The sequence below is a fragment of the Micromonospora sp. WMMD714 genome (genome assembly GCF_029581315.1).
Lineage (GTDB): Bacteria > Actinomycetota > Actinomycetes > Mycobacteriales > Micromonosporaceae > Micromonospora > Micromonospora rifamycinica.
Genome location: NZ_CP120744.1, coordinates 248,658 through 262,263 on the forward strand (window position 1 = coordinate 248,658; position 13,606 = coordinate 262,263).

Genomic DNA, 13,606 nt, shown 5'->3' on the forward strand with positions numbered 1-13,606 from the left:
TTCGGAGTCCCGGTCGCGGTGACGGCTGCGGGCTACGGCCGGGGTCACGGCCGGGTCGGTCGCCAGGAGGTGGCGGTCGGTGACGGGCGGGTCGGTCGCCAGTAGGTGGCGGTCGGTGACGGGTCGTCGGCGTCGGCGTAGCGGTGTTGCTCGCGGGCCTGGCGCAGGGCGTCGACCACCTGGTCGAACTGCTCCCGGTCGTCGCTGCTGAACAGCAGCAGCTCGGTGCCGTGGCAGTGGCCGTGCAGTTCGTGGGGCGGGGGCCGCCAGCGGTCCCCGGCCAGCACCAGCAGCACGGGCAGCAGGCACACCGCGCCCAGCCCCAGGTACGCCCCGGCGGTGAGCCGTTCCAGCCCGCCGGTGAAGCCGAGCAGCACGCCGGTCGCGCCGGCACCGAGGGCGGCCAGGGTGACGATCCGGGCCGCGAGCCGGTCGTGCGGTCCACGGCCGGTGCGCAGGTGGGTGAGGTCGGCCACGGCGTAACTGCTCCGGCCGGCGGTGAACCGTTCGGTGGTCACCACGATCCCGGGCCGGGCGTACAGCAGCGTGGTGGGTCGGGACCAGCGTGGTGGTCGGGTGCTCGCGCGGTCTGCCTGCACGGCGTCCTCCGAGGGGCCGACGGAACCGGGTGGACCCGCACGCGACGCCACCCGCGTGCGACGGGATTCCCGGCCGAGGCTTCATTCTGTTGCCGGACCGCCCGGGCCGCTCCCCGATTTCCGACACTTCCGGCGAGGCGGCCTACCGACGCCGCCGACATCTGGCCACCATTTCGGTTTTATCACTCTTTTCCACCGCGATCCATATCGGTATCCGCCTGGAACGACGAAAACCACCTTCCTCATCAAACGCCCAGGAGCGGCCCGTCGACCACTCCCCTGCCGCGCCGGTTGCCACCTGCCACAACGACACGCCGGACCGCTCCGGCAACATTCGCCGCTGCTTTGTCTGCGCGTCACTCCCGTCACGGGTTAGGTTGAGCGGGCCGGCACGGTAAACGGCCGTCCATCCGGACGGGCCCGGCCGGTGTCACCGGAGGCGTCAGCATCCTCCGGTGACCGGTGGGAGAGGAGTCTTCCGCTCTTGTCGTCCTTACGGATGCTGCTGCGCACCCTGGCGGTCGTCGGTCTGTCGGCCGCGTTGATAGCCCCGTCGGCACCGGTCCGGGCCGAGCCCTCGGTGGCCGAACTCACCGCCCGGATCGAGAGTTCCTCGGCGGAGCTGGAACGGATCGTCGAGTCCTACAACAAGCTCACCGAGGAGATCAAGACGAACCAGACCGCCGCCGCCGGCCTGCACGCCAGGATCGGTCCGCTGGAGGCCCAGGCCGCCCAGAGCCGGGCCGCGGTCGGCGAGATCGCCGCCACCGCCTACAAGACCGGCGGGCTGCGTACCGCCGAGGCGATCCTCGACCCGGCCGGCGGCTCGCTGGTCGACCGGCTCGGCACCCTCGACCAGCTCACCCGGCACCGCCAGCAGCAGATCGACGGGTACACCGCCGACCAGCGGGCGCTGCTGGACCAGAAGGCCCGGCTCGACGCCACGCTGGCCAAGCAGGCCGCCCAGTCCCGGGCGGTGGTCAAGACCAAGAAGCGGATCGAGCAGGACCTGGCGAAGCTCTACGAGATGCGCCGCGCGGCGTACGGGCGGGCCACCGAGGCCCCGGTGAAGAAGCCGAAGAGTTCCGGCTCCGGCTCCGCCTCCGCCGACACCCCCGACGCACCGGCCGTCTCCGGCAGCGCCGGTGCCGCCGTCCGGTACGCGTACGGGGCGATCGGCAAGCCGTACGTCTGGGGGGCCGAGGGCCCCAACGGGTACGACTGCTCCGGCCTGACCCTGGCCGCCTGGCGGGCGGCCGGCAAGCGGCTGCCGCACAACGCGGCGATGCAGTGGAACGCCACCTCCCGGGTCAGCCGTAGCGAGCTGCGCCCCGGTGACCTGGTGTTCTATTCGGGGCTGGGGCACGTCGCGCTCTACGTCGGCAGCGGTCAGGTGATCGACGCGCCGAGCGCCGGTCGCAACGTGCTCAAGCGGAAGATGAACATGATGAGCATCGCCGGCTACGGCCGGGTCCGCTGACCGGCACCACGACGGCGAGCGGCCGGCGTCCCCCTATCGGACGCCGGCCGCTCGCCGTCATTGATACCAGCTCAGGCCGCCTGGAGACCCTCCGCGCGGGCCAGCTCGCGGAGCCGGCCGAGCGCCTGGATCTCCAGCTGCCGGATCCGCTCCCGGGAGAGCGAGAAGCGCGACGCGACCTCGGTCAGCGAGTGCTCCCGCCCGTCCTCCAGGCCGTACCGGGCCCGCATGATGCCGGCGGACCGGTCGTCGAGGTGGTTGAGCAGACCCTCGATGCGCTGCCGCTCCAGCCCGGTGAGGACGATGTCCTCCGGTGACGGGGCGTCGCTGTCGGCGACCAGGTCACCGAGGTTGGTGTCGCCGTCGTCGCCGACCGGCGTGTCCAGCGACACGGTGTCCTGGGACCAGCGGCGCAGCTCGTTGACCCGCTCGACGGTGACGCCGAGCGCCGCCGCGATCTGCTCCGGCTCCGGATCGCTGCCCAGCTCACGGGTGAGCTGGCGGGCCACGTTGCGCATCCGGTTGACGTCCTCGACCAGGTGCACGGGCAGCCGCACCGTGCGCTCCTGCTGGGCGATCGCCCGGCTGATCGCCTGCCGGATCCACCAGGTGGCGTAGGTGGAGAACTTGTAACCGCGCTCGTAGTCGAACTTCTCGACCGCCCGGACGAGGCCGGTGTTGCCCTCCTGGATCAGGTCCAGCATGGGCATGCCCGACCGCACGTAGCGGCGGGCGATCGAGACGACCAGCCGCAGGTTGGCGCGGATGAAGAGGTCCTTCGCCCGCTCACCCTCGGCGACCAGCCGATCCAGGTCCTCCCGGTCGACGCCGGCAGGGACGCGGTCCTCACCGAGCAGGTGCTCGGCGTAGAGCCCGGCCTCGATCGCCTTGGAGAGATCGACCTCCTTGGCGGCGTCCAGCAGTGGCGTCCGGGAGATCTCGTGAAGGTAGACGCCGACCAGGTCGCGCTCCTCGGCGACCTCGTCGGTTCGCATGCCGATGTTCTTGTCCACGGTGTCCACGGTCCCCTCGCTCGCGCCGGTTGCCCGGTTCCTTGCCATCCCCACGTCCATCAGCCCTCCCCCGCAACGTCCACGCTGCCCACCGGTGCTGACACCTGCACAACAGTCGGGACGGGTCGGGGATTCCATGTCGTGAGTCGAAAGTGTCACGAATGCCTGAGTACCAGCTGAAAGCCCGGTCCACGTTTGCTGTCAGCGCCCGCTCGGGACGCCCTGCCGACCCGCGACAACCGCTGGTGGCACCGGGGTCGTCGGCCGATTCCGAAGCGCCGCACCATTGCGACATCCCGGGACACAGCGACCCGCGTCACCACCTGGCGGCGATCCTGGTCATTGCCAGATACGGGCCGGTGGACCGGTTGGTTCATCCGGCTCTCCTGGATTACCCCACGCCCCGAACAACAATCCGGGGCGTGGTGGACGTCCCCCGCCGGGGGTGTTTCCGGTCACTCCGCCCGGCGCAGGCGCGGCGACGCCGGAGCAGCGTGCCGGGCACCGGAGGCCGGGTGGCGACGGGTTCAGGAGGCGAGCAGGGCGAGGGCGCCACGGACCTGGTGGGCGGTGCGGGCCAGCGCCGACCGGGCCGCGTCGATCCCGGCCCCGGACAGCAGCGAGACGAGGGCGGTCTTCAGGTCGCCGTCCGCCTCGTGCAGGGCCCGCCGGGAGACCTCCTCGCCACACCCGGTCGCCTCGATCAGGATGGAGATCATGCGGCCCCGCAGCTTGGCGTTGGTGGCCATCATGTCGATCATCAGGTTGGAGTAGACCCGGCCCAGGCGCACCATCACGGCGGTGGAGAAGGCGTTCAGCACCAGCTTCTGCGCGGTGCCCGCCTTCATCCGCGTCGAACCGGTCACCACCTCCGGGCCGGTGTCGACCCCGATGACCACGTCGAGGCGGACCGTGGGCCGTACCTCCGGATTGGCGCAGAGCAGCACCGTCGCCGCCCCCCGCTCCCCGGCCGCGCCGAGCGCCCCGAGGACGTACGGTGTGCGTCCGCTGGCCGCCAGACCCACCACCAGGTCACCGGCGGTGACGCAGCGGGCGGCCTCGGCCGCGCCGCCGCGCAGGTCGTCCTCGGCGTCCTCGACGGCCCGCCACATGGCGCCGGGGCCGCCGGCCAGGTGCGCGCAGAACCAGCCGTCCGGGGAGTTGAAGGTGGGGACCAGTTCGGCGGCGTCGATCACCCCGAGCCGACCGGAGGTGCCCGCGCCGAAGTAGTGCACCCGGTGCCCGGCGCGCAGCGCGGTCACCGCCAGGTCGACGGTGACCGCGATCTCGTCCAGCACGGCGGCCACCGCCGCCGGCACCCGCCGGTCGTCGTCGTTGATGACGGTGAGCACGTCCCGGGTCGACATCAGGTCGAGGTCGGTGCTGCGCGGGTTGCGCCGCTCGGTGGGGGCACCGACGAGGACCACCGGGTGCAGCTCCACGACGCTGTCGTCGGCGGGCCGCTCGACCCCGTCGTCCGGCCCGGCCGGACCGCCGGTCACGACCGCCTCCGGCTGCCGCCCACCCGGTGCGTGCGGACCGCCTCGGCGGTGACCTCCAGCGCCCGGCGGGCCCGGGTCCGGTTCCGGGCGGCCACCCCGACGAAGAGGCAGTCGACCACGGTGAGCTGGGCGAGCCGGCTGGCCATCGCCCCCGCGCGGTACGTCGTCTCGCGGGCGGCGGTGGTGAGGACGAAGTCGGCGACCTCGGTGATCGGCGACCGGGGGAAGTTGGTCAGCGCGACGGTCACCGCACCCCGGGAGCGGGCCTGTTCGAGCACCTCGATCACGTCGGAGGTGGTGCCGGTGTGGGAGATGCCGACCGCCACGTCGCTCTTGCCGAGCAGCGCGGCGGAGGTCAGCGCGCTGTGCACGTCGGGGAAGGAGAAGGCGACCCGGCCGATGCGGTGCAGTTTCTGCTGGAAGTCGGAGGCGACGAAGCCGCTCGCGCCGGCGCCGTAGACCTCGATCCGGCCGGCGCCGACGATCGCCTCGACGACCTGCTCGCACACGGCGGGGTCGAGCTGCTGGGCGGTCTCCTCGACCGCCCGCGCGTCGTTGAAGGCGATGGTGGCGATGATCTGCGCCAGGTCGGCTCCGGGCGGGATGTCGCCGCCGACCACCCGGGCGTCCGGCGGCTCGATCCGGCGGGCCGCCTCGGCCGCGAGGCGGATCCGTAGCTGCGGGTAGCCGTCCATACCGACGGACCGGCAGAACCGGATGACGGTGGCCTCGGAGGTCTCGGCGGCGGTGGCGAGGTCGGTGATGGTCCGTCGGGCGGCATCGGCCGGGTCCGCGACGACCAGCCGGGCGACCCGCTGCTCGGCGGGGGACAGCGAGGGGAGCAGGCCACTGATGTGGACGATCAGCCCACCCGGCTCGTGACTCGCAGAAATCTTCGGACTATTCGCCACGGATGAAACTTACTTTCATGAGCCGCGAGCGTCAACCACGACCACGCGGATCCGACCGGAAGTATCCCCCTGACGTGGGGATGTTCCGGCCCAGAGTGCCACTTCCCCGGCCCGCCGACCTCGGCCGGTCCGGTGGAATCGGCCGGTCTACGGTCCGGCCTGCGCCACGACCGGCTCCCGGGCCACGTCGTCGGGCTCCGCGGCGGACGAACCGCCGCCGCCGTCCGGTGGACCGCCGACCACCGGTCCGGTCCCCTCCGGCGGCAGCCACCGGCTCAGGTGCGCCCGGATCCGCCGGGACACCTCGTCCGGCCCGCCACCGGCGTCGATCACCACGAAGGCCGGGTACTCGGGCAGCGACCGGTACGCCGCGTCGGCGGCGGTCAGCCAGCCCATCGTCTCGTGGTCCTCACCCCGCCGCTCAATCCGCTGGTAGGCCTCGACCGGGTCGACGGCGAGCAGGAAGGTGATCTGCGGCGCGGGGAAGACCCGGTAGCCGACCCGGGCCAGCCGTTCCCAGCGCTGCCCACCGTGCGCCCGGATACTGGCGTACTGGCAGGCGGAGTAGCGGTCCATCACCGCGGTGCGACCGGTCACCAGGCAGCTCAGCAGCGCGGCGGCGATGGCCAGCCAGCGCAGCACGGACTCCGCCGCGAGCAGCCCGTTACGGCCCAGCAGCAGTTGCGGGTCGGCCCGACCGAACCGCTGGGCGACCCGGCCCAGCCAGCGTCGGCCGCCGGCGTTGCGGTGGTAGGTGGCCGGCCGCCCGGCCGAGGTGAGGGCGACGGCGAGCCGGTGAGCCTGGGTGGTCTTGCCCGAACCGTCGATGCCGATCAGCGCGACACGACGCAGTCGGGCCGGACGGTCGGTCGCGCGCCGTGTGCTGGCCACCCTCCACAGGCTATCCGACCCGCGCTCCCTGCTGTCTGTTTGATCCGCTTTCCTCACCCGGTGACCGGATCGCCGGCCGGGCGCAGGTGTGGAGGGGCGGACAGCCGGGTACGCAACGTCATTTCCCACCGACCATCCACGACAGGAGAGACCAGATGGCCGAGCGCGGGGACGTCAGCCTCCTGCACACCCTCAAGCGGGTCGCGGCCGTGCTCAAGCAGAACGAGATTCCCTTCGCCCTCGGCGGCAGCTTCGCCGTCTACGCGCACGGCGGCCACTCCAGCGAGCACGACGTGGACTTCCTGCTCCAGGAGGCGGACGTCGAGCGGGCCCTCCAGGCGCTGACCGACGAGGGCTTCACCGCCGAGCGCCCCCCGGAGGACTGGCTGGTCAAGGTCTATGACGACGGGCGGATGGTGGACCTGATCCACCGGCCCGTGGAGACCCCGGTGACCCACGAGACCCTCGCCGACACGGTGGTCCGCCCGGTGGACGCCATCCGGATGCCGGTGCTGTCGGCGACCCGGCTGATGGTGCACAAGCTGCTCAGCTTCTCCCAGCACTACTGCGACTTCGCCCGGGGGCTGCCGCTGGCGCGGTCGTTGCGGGAGCAGATCGACTGGGAGCGGGTCCGCAAGGAGACCCAGCACTCGCCGTACGCCGAAGCGTTCCTGATGCTGCTGGACCGGCTCGACGTCGTCCCCTACGGGGGCACGCCGGTGCCGTACGCGCGCATCCCCGAGGGGAAGGAGATCCCGTGACCGAGCAGAGCGCCGGCCCACCGGACGAGTACGTCGAGGCGGCGATCCAGCGGCTGCTGGCCGAGGACCCGGACGTCGCCGAGCAGGGCATCACCGTGGTCCGCCGGGAGCGCGGCCTGGTCCTCACCGGCGAGGTGGAGAGCCCGCACCGGCGGGCGGAGATCCTGCGGCGGGTGGCCGAACGGTTCCCGGACGAGGCGGTCACCAGCGACATCGGGGTGATCCGCGCCCAGGCGCCGGCCCAGGTGGAGGAGTTGCCGTGAGGAGGACCCGATGATCAGGATCGCCGCCGTCGGCGACGTGCACCTGGACGCCGACGTGCTGGGCCGGTTCCGCCCGGCCCTGGAGGAGCTGCCCGACTGCGCCGACGTGCTGCTGCTCGCCGGCGACCTGACCCGGCACGGCACCGAGGCCGAGGCCCGCTGCGTCGCCCAGGAGTTCGGCGGCCTCGGGGTGCCGGTGATCACCGTGCTGGGCAACCACGACCACCAGTGCGACCAGGTGCCGCAGGTGGTCAAGGTACTGGAGGACGCCGGCATCACGGTGCTGGAGGGGACCGGCACGGTGCTGGAGTGCCCCGGCGGCCGGCTCGGCGTGGCCGGGGTGAAGGGCTTCGGCGGCGGGTTCGCCGGCCGGTGCGCCAGCGACTTCGGCGAGCCGGAGATGAAGTCCTTCGTCCGCACCAGCAACGAGAGCGCGGCGGCGTTGGGCGAGGCGCTGCGCGGGCTGGACTGCGACCTGCTGGTCGCGCTGACCCACTACGCCCCGGTGCCGGACACCCTGGCCGGCGAGCCGTTGGAGATCTACCCGTTCCTCGGGTCGTACCAGCTCGGGCAGGCGATCGACTCGGCGCCGACGGCGCTCGCCCTGCACGGGCACGCGCACGCCGGCACCGAGCGGGGGGTCACCCCCGGCGGGGTACGGGTACGCAACGTCGCCCATCCGGTGATCAAGCAGGCGTACAGCGTCTTCCACCTGGGAGATCAGGTCGACTGAGAAGCAGGTTTTCAGGATCGGACGGCCGGGTATTCAGCGGCCATGGAGCTGATTCTCTGGATTCTCGCAGTCGTCCTCGTGGTCGCCGGCATCCTCGCGCTGTTCCGGCGGCAGATTCTGTGGGGCATCGTCCTCATCGTGGTAGGCCTTCTGGTCGGCCCGGGTGGTGTCAGCATCTTCAATTGACGCCGGTACCCGCACCTGACCCGCCGGGACCGTCGCTCCCGGAAGCCCCGTCCTCCCAGACTGAGGCCTCCGGTGCCGACGGTCCCGGCGTTCTGTCGTCCGGGGTCCGCCGGTGACCCGCGGCCGGCGCGGATGACGGTTTTGCGGCGGCGTACCCGGGAAATATCTTGACCATGGAGACAACCCGGAGCGGCCGGCGAACCGGCACCGCGCGGACCTGGTGGGCGCTGCTCGGCTTCTTCGCGGCGGTCGCCGTCGCCGCCGCGATCGGCGGGCTGGGAGTGTCCGGCACCAGCGACGAGTACGCCAGCCTGCGGCAACCGGCCTGGGCCCCGCCCTCGTGGCTGTTCGGCCCGGTCTGGACCCTGCTCTACGCGACGATCGCGGTCGCCGGCTGGCTGGTCTGGCGGCGGGCCGGCTTCGGCCCCGCGCTCTGGGCCTGGTCGGTCCAGCTGGTGCTGAACGCGATCTGGACCCCGCTCTTCTTCGGCGCCGGCCGGTACGGGCTGGCGTTCGCCGAGATCGTGCTGATGTGGCTGGCGATCACGGCGACGGTGGTCGCCTTCCGGCGGATCTCCCGGCCGGCGGCGGCGCTGCTGCTGCCCTACTGGGCCTGGGTCACCTTCGCCGCCGCGCTGAACTTCTCGATCTGGCAGCTCAACCGCTGACGGTCGCCGCCCACCGCCGACCCGGGTCGTCGTCGGGCCGGGGGCGGGTCCGCCCCCGGCCCGACGGGTCGCGTCTCAGCAGCGGGGCACGTTCGGGATGTACCCGTCGTGGCCGGTGTAGACGTAGGCGTCGGCGATGAACCGCCCGGAGCCGATCCGGTCCCAGATCGAGCTGGTGCCGAAGGTGCCGGTGACCGTGGTGCCGCTGGTCTGGCAGCCGATGGTGACCGTGGCGCCGTCGGCGACCGTGCCGACCGACGAGTAGCCGGTGCCCGGCCCGGACCGGACGGTGAGCGGGGAGCCGGCGGTGTCGACTGTGCCCGACCCGGTGCCGCTGGAGCAGCCGTTCCCGCTGGTGTACGTCTTGGTGCCCCAGTACAGCGCGACCGTGCCGTTGAACTTGACCTTGATGTCCGCGCCGTCGAGGCGCTGCTCGTAGTGCAGGTGCGGGCCGGTGGAGCCACCGGTGGAGCCGACCCAGCCGATCACCTTGCCGTAGCCGACCTGCTGGCCGACCGAGACGTTGAAGCCGTTGAGGTGGGCGTAGTAGGTCGTGTAGCCGCCGCCGTGGTCGATCCGGACGTACTTGCCGTAGCTCGTCCCGCCGAGGTCGGTCACCCGGTCGACGGTGCCCGGGGCGCTGGCGACCACCGGGTCACCGAGATCGTCGGTGCGGTTGAAGTCGATCGCGTTCGCCGGGCTGTGGTCCGAGCGGGTCTGGCCGGACCAGGACTGGTTGCAGGGGAACGGCACCTTGAACGTGGGCGCGGCGGCCCAGGCCGGGCCCGCCGGGACCACCGCCCCGGCGACCAGCAGGGCTGCTGCCGTCAGGCTCCACCACCGTTGACGCATCCAACACCTCCGATGTCGAGATCCTTCGATCACCTGTGCCGAGCTTGGCAGATATCTCCATCGATGGGAAGCTCCCGAACCCGCTGGCCACCGCGATCCGACCGGGGCGACTGGGAGCGCACCCACCAGCGGTGAGGGGGTTTCGTGATTGTTACCGGGCCGTGTCCGCCAGGGGGTGGACCGATCGGGATGCAAGCGCTTACATGTGGGGACGACTCATCGGACCGGCGTCGGGTTTCCCCCACCTGTGGGCGCGCCGGCAAGGAAGGAGAACGGCATGGCGTTTGCCAGATCACGCCAGGCTCTCGCGATCGCCGGCGTGCTGGGGCTGGCGCTCGGCGCCACCGCCTGTGGCACCGGCAATGACAAGAAGAGCAGCGACGCGGGCTCGGCCGAGTGCGCCGCATATGAGAAGTACGGCGACCTCGACGGCAAGAAGGTCACCGCCTACTCGTCGATCCGGGACATCGAGGCCGACCGGCTGGCCCAGTCCTGGAAGCAGTTCGAGGACTGCACCGGCGTCGAGATCGACCACGAGGGCTCCGGCGAGTTCGAGGCCCAGCTCCCCGTCCGGGTGCAGGGTGGCAACGCGCCCGACATCGCCTTCATCCCGCAGCCGGGCCTGATCAAGCGGTTCGTCGACGGCAACAACCTCAAGCCGGTCTCCGCCGCTACCAAGGCCGAGGCCGAGGCGAACTACTCCCCCGACTGGCTGAAGTACACCACCATCAACGGCCAGTTCTACGGTGCCCCGCTGGGCTCGAACGTCAAGTCGTTCGTCTGGTACTCGCCGAAGACCTTCAAGGAGAAGGGCTGGGCGCCCCCCACCACCTGGGACGAGCTGATCAAGCTCTCCGACACCATCGCGGCCAGCGGCACCAAGCCGTGGTGCGCCGGCATCGAGTCCGGTGACGCCACCGGCTGGCCGGCCACCGACTGGATCGAGGACGTGCTGCTGCGCACGGCCGGCCCCGAGGTCTACGACAAGTGGACCACCCACGGCATCCCGTTCAACGACCCGCAGGTCGTCGACGCGCTCAACCGGGCCGGCACCATCCTCAAGAACGACAAGTACGTCAACGGCGGCTTCGGCGGCGTGAAGAGCATCGCCACCACCTCCTTCCAGGAGGCCGGCGTCCCGATCACCACCGGCAAGTGCGCCCTGCACCGGCAGGCGTCCTTCTATGCCAACCAGTGGCCCGAGGGCACCAAGGTGGCCGAGGACGGCGACGTCTTCGCGTTCTACTTCCCGGCCATCGACCCGGCCAAGGGCAAGCCGGTGCTGGGCGGCGGCGAGTTCGTCGCGGCCTTCACCGACCGCCCCGAGGTCCAGGCGGTGCAGACCTACCTCGCCTCCGGCGAGTACGCCAACAGCCGCGCCAAGATCGGCGACTGGGTGTCGGCGAACAAGAAGCTCGACCTGGCCAACGTGCCCAACCCGGTGGACAAGCTCTCCGTGGGCATCCTCCAGGACCCGAAGACCGTGTTCCGCTTCGACGGTTCCGACCTGATGCCGGCCGCCGTCGGCAACGGCACCTTCTGGAAGGGCATGGTCGACTGGATCAACGGCAAGGACACCAACACGGTGCTGAACGGCATCGAGACCACCTGGAAGTGAGCTGAGACGGTGGCCCGGTCCGTACCCACGGACCGGGCCACCGTCTGATCCCGAGCCCTTGAGAGGGAGGGTCGATGGAGTTCGACTTCGCTGAGGAACAGCCGAAGTTCCTCATGCTGATGTACGGGCTGATCGCTTTCGTCGCGGTGGTGGGCGGTCTGCTCCTGCTCCTCGACGTGGTGCCGGCCTGGTTTGCCCGCCGTCGGGAGGCGCAGCTGGTCGCCGCCTCGACCGGCGGTGGTCCCCTGCCCCGCCGGCGCAAGCCCCGGGAGGGGCTGTTCGCGCTCTTCTTCCTGCTGCCGACGCTGCTGCTGCTCACCATCGGCCTGGTGGTGCCGGCGCTGCGGACCGTCCTGCTCTCGTTCATGGACGCCGGCAGCACCGAGTGGGTGGGGCTGCGCAACTACAGCTGGATGTTCTCCGAGGACTCGATCGTCCGGGTCCTGCTCAACACCCTGATCTGGGTGCTGCTGGTGCCGCTGGTGGCCACCACGTTCGGCCTGCTCTACGCCGTCATGGTGGACAAGGCGCGGTTCGAGTCCGTCGCCAAGTCACTGATCTTCCTGCCGATGGCGATCTCGTTCGTCGGGGCGAGCATCATCTGGAAGTTCGTCTACGCCTACCGCAGCGAGGACCAGGACCAGATCGGCCTGCTCAACCAGATCGTGGTCACCCTCGGCGGCGAGCCGAGGCAGTGGCTGCTGGACTCACCGCTGAACACCTTCCTGCTCATCGTCATCATGGTCTGGATCCAGGCCGGTTTCGCCATGGTGGTGCTCGCCGCCGCGATCAAGGCGATCCCCGGCGACATCGTGGAGGCGGCCCGCCTCGACGGGGTCACCCCGTGGCAGATGTTCTGGCAGATCACCATGCCCAGCATCCGGCCGGCGCTGATCGTGGTGGTGGTGACCCTGTCGATCGCCACCCTCAAGGTCTTCGACATCGTCCGGACCGCCACCAACGGCAACTACGACACCAGCGTGATCGCCAACGAGATGTACAACCAGGCTTTCCGGTACGGCGAGAACGGGCAGGGCTCCGCCCTGGCGGTCTTCCTCTTCATCCTGGTCATCCCGATCGTGATCTACCAGATCCGCAACCTGCGTCAGCAGCGGGAGGGCTGAGATGACCACCGCCACGCCCACCGTCGGAGCCGGCGCCCAGGCCGCCGGGAAGCCCACCACCACGGCCGGCCGGGTCCGCAACCGGCTGAACAGCCGCACCGCCACCCTGGTCTCGATCGTGATCGCGCTGCTCTGGACGATCCCGACCTTCGGCCTGTTCGTCTCCTCGTTCCGCCCCGAGGCCGACATCAAGTCCACCGGCTGGTGGACGTTCTTCACCAACCCGGAGTTCACCCTGGAGAACTACCAGGACGTGCTCTTCGGGTCCTCCTCGTCGTCGGGGCAGCTGGCCAGCTACTTCATCAACTCGCTGGCCATCACCATCCCGTCGGTGCTGTTCCCGCTGGCCTTCGCCTCGCTCGCCGCGTACGCGCTGGCCTGGATCAACTTCCGGGGACGGGACTGGCTCTACATCGCGATCTTCGCGATGCAGATCGTGCCGTTGCAGATGGCCCTGGTGCCGCTGCTGAAGTTCTTCTCCACCGGGGTCACCGTGGCCGGCGTGCAGCTGATGCCGGCCTGGAACCTGGTCGACGAGCAGAAGTTCGCCCAGGTGTGGTTCGCGCACACCTGTTTCGCCCTGCCCTTCGCGGTGTTCCTGCTGCACAACTTCGTCTCGCAGCTCCCCCGGGACCTGATGGAGGCGGCCCGGGTCGACGGGGCCACCCACCCCAAGATCTTCCGCACCATCGTGCTGCCGCTGATCACCCCGGCGCTGGCGGCGTTCGGCATCTTCCAGTTCCTCTGGGTCTGGAACGACCTGCTGGTCGCGCTGATCTTCGCCGGGGGCGGCAACGAGACCGCCCCGCTCACCGTCCGGCTGGCCGAGATGGCCGGCACCCGGGGCAACGAGTGGCAGCGGCTCACGGCCGGCGCGTTCGTCTCGATCGTCGTACCGCTGGTCGTGTTCCTGTCGTTGCAGCGCTTCTTCGTGCGCGGCCTGCTCGCCGGCAGCGTCAAGGGTTGACGGCCGTCCCGCCGCCGCCCGGCAGCACCGGGTGGCGG

At 70.9% G+C, this 13,606-nt stretch carries 15 protein-coding genes; 9 read left to right on the top strand and 6 right to left on the bottom strand.

The window, feature by feature from the left end; all coding sequences use genetic code 11:
- Positions 1-44: 44 nt before the first annotated feature.
- Entirely contained in the window at positions 45-599 is a 555-nt protein-coding gene (locus O7625_RS01140) for a DUF6232 family protein (protein WP_282343658.1), read from the bottom strand.
- Between the two features lie 484 nt (positions 600-1,083).
- Here O7625_RS01140 and O7625_RS01145 point away from each other — a divergent pair, with 484 nt between their 5' ends.
- The gene (locus O7625_RS01145) at positions 1,084-2,079 is read left to right on the top strand and encodes a C40 family peptidase (RefSeq protein ID WP_282343660.1); all 996 of its coding nucleotides are present in this window, start codon (positions 1,084-1,086) and stop codon (positions 2,077-2,079) included.
- A gap of 71 nt (positions 2,080-2,150) precedes the next feature.
- On the opposite strand, the gene O7625_RS01150 is transcribed toward O7625_RS01145, so the two are convergent.
- From O7625_RS01150 to O7625_RS01165, 4 genes are all read right to left on the bottom strand, one after another.
- Positions 2,151-3,140, bottom strand: a complete 990-nt coding sequence (locus O7625_RS01150; RefSeq protein WP_067303122.1) for a sigma-70 family RNA polymerase sigma factor — start codon at positions 3,138-3,140, stop codon at positions 2,151-2,153.
- 479 nt (positions 3,141-3,619) lie between these two features.
- Positions 3,620-4,519, bottom strand: a complete 900-nt coding sequence (locus O7625_RS01155) for an N-acetylmuramic acid 6-phosphate etherase (RefSeq protein WP_282346766.1) — start codon at positions 4,517-4,519, stop codon at positions 3,620-3,622.
- Positions 4,520-4,590: 71 nt separating this feature from the next.
- The gene (locus O7625_RS01160; RefSeq protein WP_067303025.1) at positions 4,591-5,505 is read right to left on the bottom strand and encodes a MurR/RpiR family transcriptional regulator; all 915 of its coding nucleotides are present in this window, start codon (positions 5,503-5,505) and stop codon (positions 4,591-4,593) included.
- A 147-nt stretch (positions 5,506-5,652) separates the two neighbouring features.
- Positions 5,653-6,396, bottom strand: a complete 744-nt coding sequence (locus O7625_RS01165) for a thymidylate kinase (RefSeq protein ID WP_282343663.1) — start codon at positions 6,394-6,396, stop codon at positions 5,653-5,655.
- A 155-nt stretch (positions 6,397-6,551) separates the two neighbouring features.
- Between O7625_RS01165 and O7625_RS01170 the strand changes: the two genes are divergently transcribed.
- From O7625_RS01170 to O7625_RS01190, 5 genes are all read left to right on the top strand, one after another.
- Entirely contained in the window at positions 6,552-7,157 is a 606-nt protein-coding gene (locus tag O7625_RS01170; RefSeq protein ID WP_067303019.1) for a nucleotidyltransferase, read from the top strand.
- A complete protein-coding gene (locus O7625_RS01175) occupies positions 7,154-7,420 on the top strand; it encodes a hypothetical protein (protein ID WP_067303016.1) in 267 nt (88 codons plus the stop codon). The genes O7625_RS01170 and O7625_RS01175 overlap by 4 nt, the downstream gene beginning before the upstream one ends.
- 10 nt (positions 7,421-7,430) lie before the next feature.
- The gene (locus tag O7625_RS01180) at positions 7,431-8,153 is read left to right on the top strand and encodes a metallophosphoesterase (protein ID WP_282343666.1); all 723 of its coding nucleotides are present in this window, start codon (positions 7,431-7,433) and stop codon (positions 8,151-8,153) included.
- Positions 8,154-8,195: 42 nt separating this feature from the next.
- On the top strand, positions 8,196-8,339 hold the full coding sequence (locus tag O7625_RS01185) for a GPGG-motif small membrane protein (protein WP_007464364.1): 144 nt from the start codon (positions 8,196-8,198) through the stop codon (positions 8,337-8,339).
- Between the two features lie 173 nt (positions 8,340-8,512).
- Positions 8,513-9,007, top strand: a complete 495-nt coding sequence (locus O7625_RS01190) for a TspO/MBR family protein (protein WP_282343668.1) — start codon at positions 8,513-8,515, stop codon at positions 9,005-9,007.
- A gap of 75 nt (positions 9,008-9,082) precedes the next feature.
- Here O7625_RS01190 and O7625_RS01195 read toward each other — a convergent pair whose 3' ends face one another.
- Positions 9,083-9,859: a peptidoglycan DD-metalloendopeptidase family protein gene (locus O7625_RS01195; RefSeq protein WP_282343669.1), complete on the bottom strand. Its 777-nt coding sequence runs from the start codon at positions 9,857-9,859 to the stop codon at positions 9,083-9,085.
- Positions 9,860-10,136: 277 nt separating this feature from the next.
- Here O7625_RS01195 and O7625_RS01200 point away from each other — a divergent pair, with 277 nt between their 5' ends.
- The 3 genes from O7625_RS01200 (at position 10,137) to O7625_RS01210 (ending at position 13,568) form a co-directional block, all read left to right on the top strand.
- Entirely contained in the window at positions 10,137-11,477 is a 1,341-nt protein-coding gene (locus O7625_RS01200) for an ABC transporter substrate-binding protein (protein ID WP_282343670.1), read from the top strand.
- A 74-nt stretch (positions 11,478-11,551) separates the two neighbouring features.
- A complete protein-coding gene (locus O7625_RS01205; RefSeq protein WP_282343671.1) occupies positions 11,552-12,601 on the top strand; it encodes a sugar ABC transporter permease in 1,050 nt (349 codons plus the stop codon).
- A 1-nt stretch (position 12,602) separates the two neighbouring features.
- Positions 12,603-13,568, top strand: coding sequence for a carbohydrate ABC transporter permease (locus tag O7625_RS01210; RefSeq protein WP_067302997.1), 966 nt, complete (start codon positions 12,603-12,605; stop codon positions 13,566-13,568).
- Positions 13,569-13,606: the final 38 nt, after the last annotated feature.

Bases quoted from the DNA above. Each gene is read 5' to 3' on its own strand.
- O7625_RS01205 (WP_282343671.1), top strand. From the start codon at position 11,552: ATGGAGTTCGACTTCGCTGAGGAACAGCCGAAGTTCCTCATGCTGATG.
- O7625_RS01195 (WP_282343669.1), bottom strand. From the start codon at position 9,859: ATGCGTCAACGGTGGTGGAGCCTGACGGCAGCAGCCCTGCTGGTCGCC.
- O7625_RS01190 (WP_282343668.1), top strand. From the start codon at position 8,513: ATGGAGACAACCCGGAGCGGCCGGCGAACCGGCACCGCGCGGACCTGG.
- O7625_RS01200 (WP_282343670.1), top strand. From the start codon at position 10,137: ATGGCGTTTGCCAGATCACGCCAGGCTCTCGCGATCGCCGGCGTGCTG.
- O7625_RS01185 (WP_007464364.1), top strand. From the start codon at position 8,196: ATGGAGCTGATTCTCTGGATTCTCGCAGTCGTCCTCGTGGTCGCCGGC.
- O7625_RS01170 (WP_067303019.1), top strand. From the start codon at position 6,552: ATGGCCGAGCGCGGGGACGTCAGCCTCCTGCACACCCTCAAGCGGGTC.
- O7625_RS01180 (WP_282343666.1), top strand. From the start codon at position 7,431: ATGATCAGGATCGCCGCCGTCGGCGACGTGCACCTGGACGCCGACGTG.
- O7625_RS01150 (WP_067303122.1), bottom strand. From the start codon at position 3,140: ATGGCAAGGAACCGGGCAACCGGCGCGAGCGAGGGGACCGTGGACACC.
- O7625_RS01210 (WP_067302997.1), top strand. From the start codon at position 12,603: ATGACCACCGCCACGCCCACCGTCGGAGCCGGCGCCCAGGCCGCCGGG.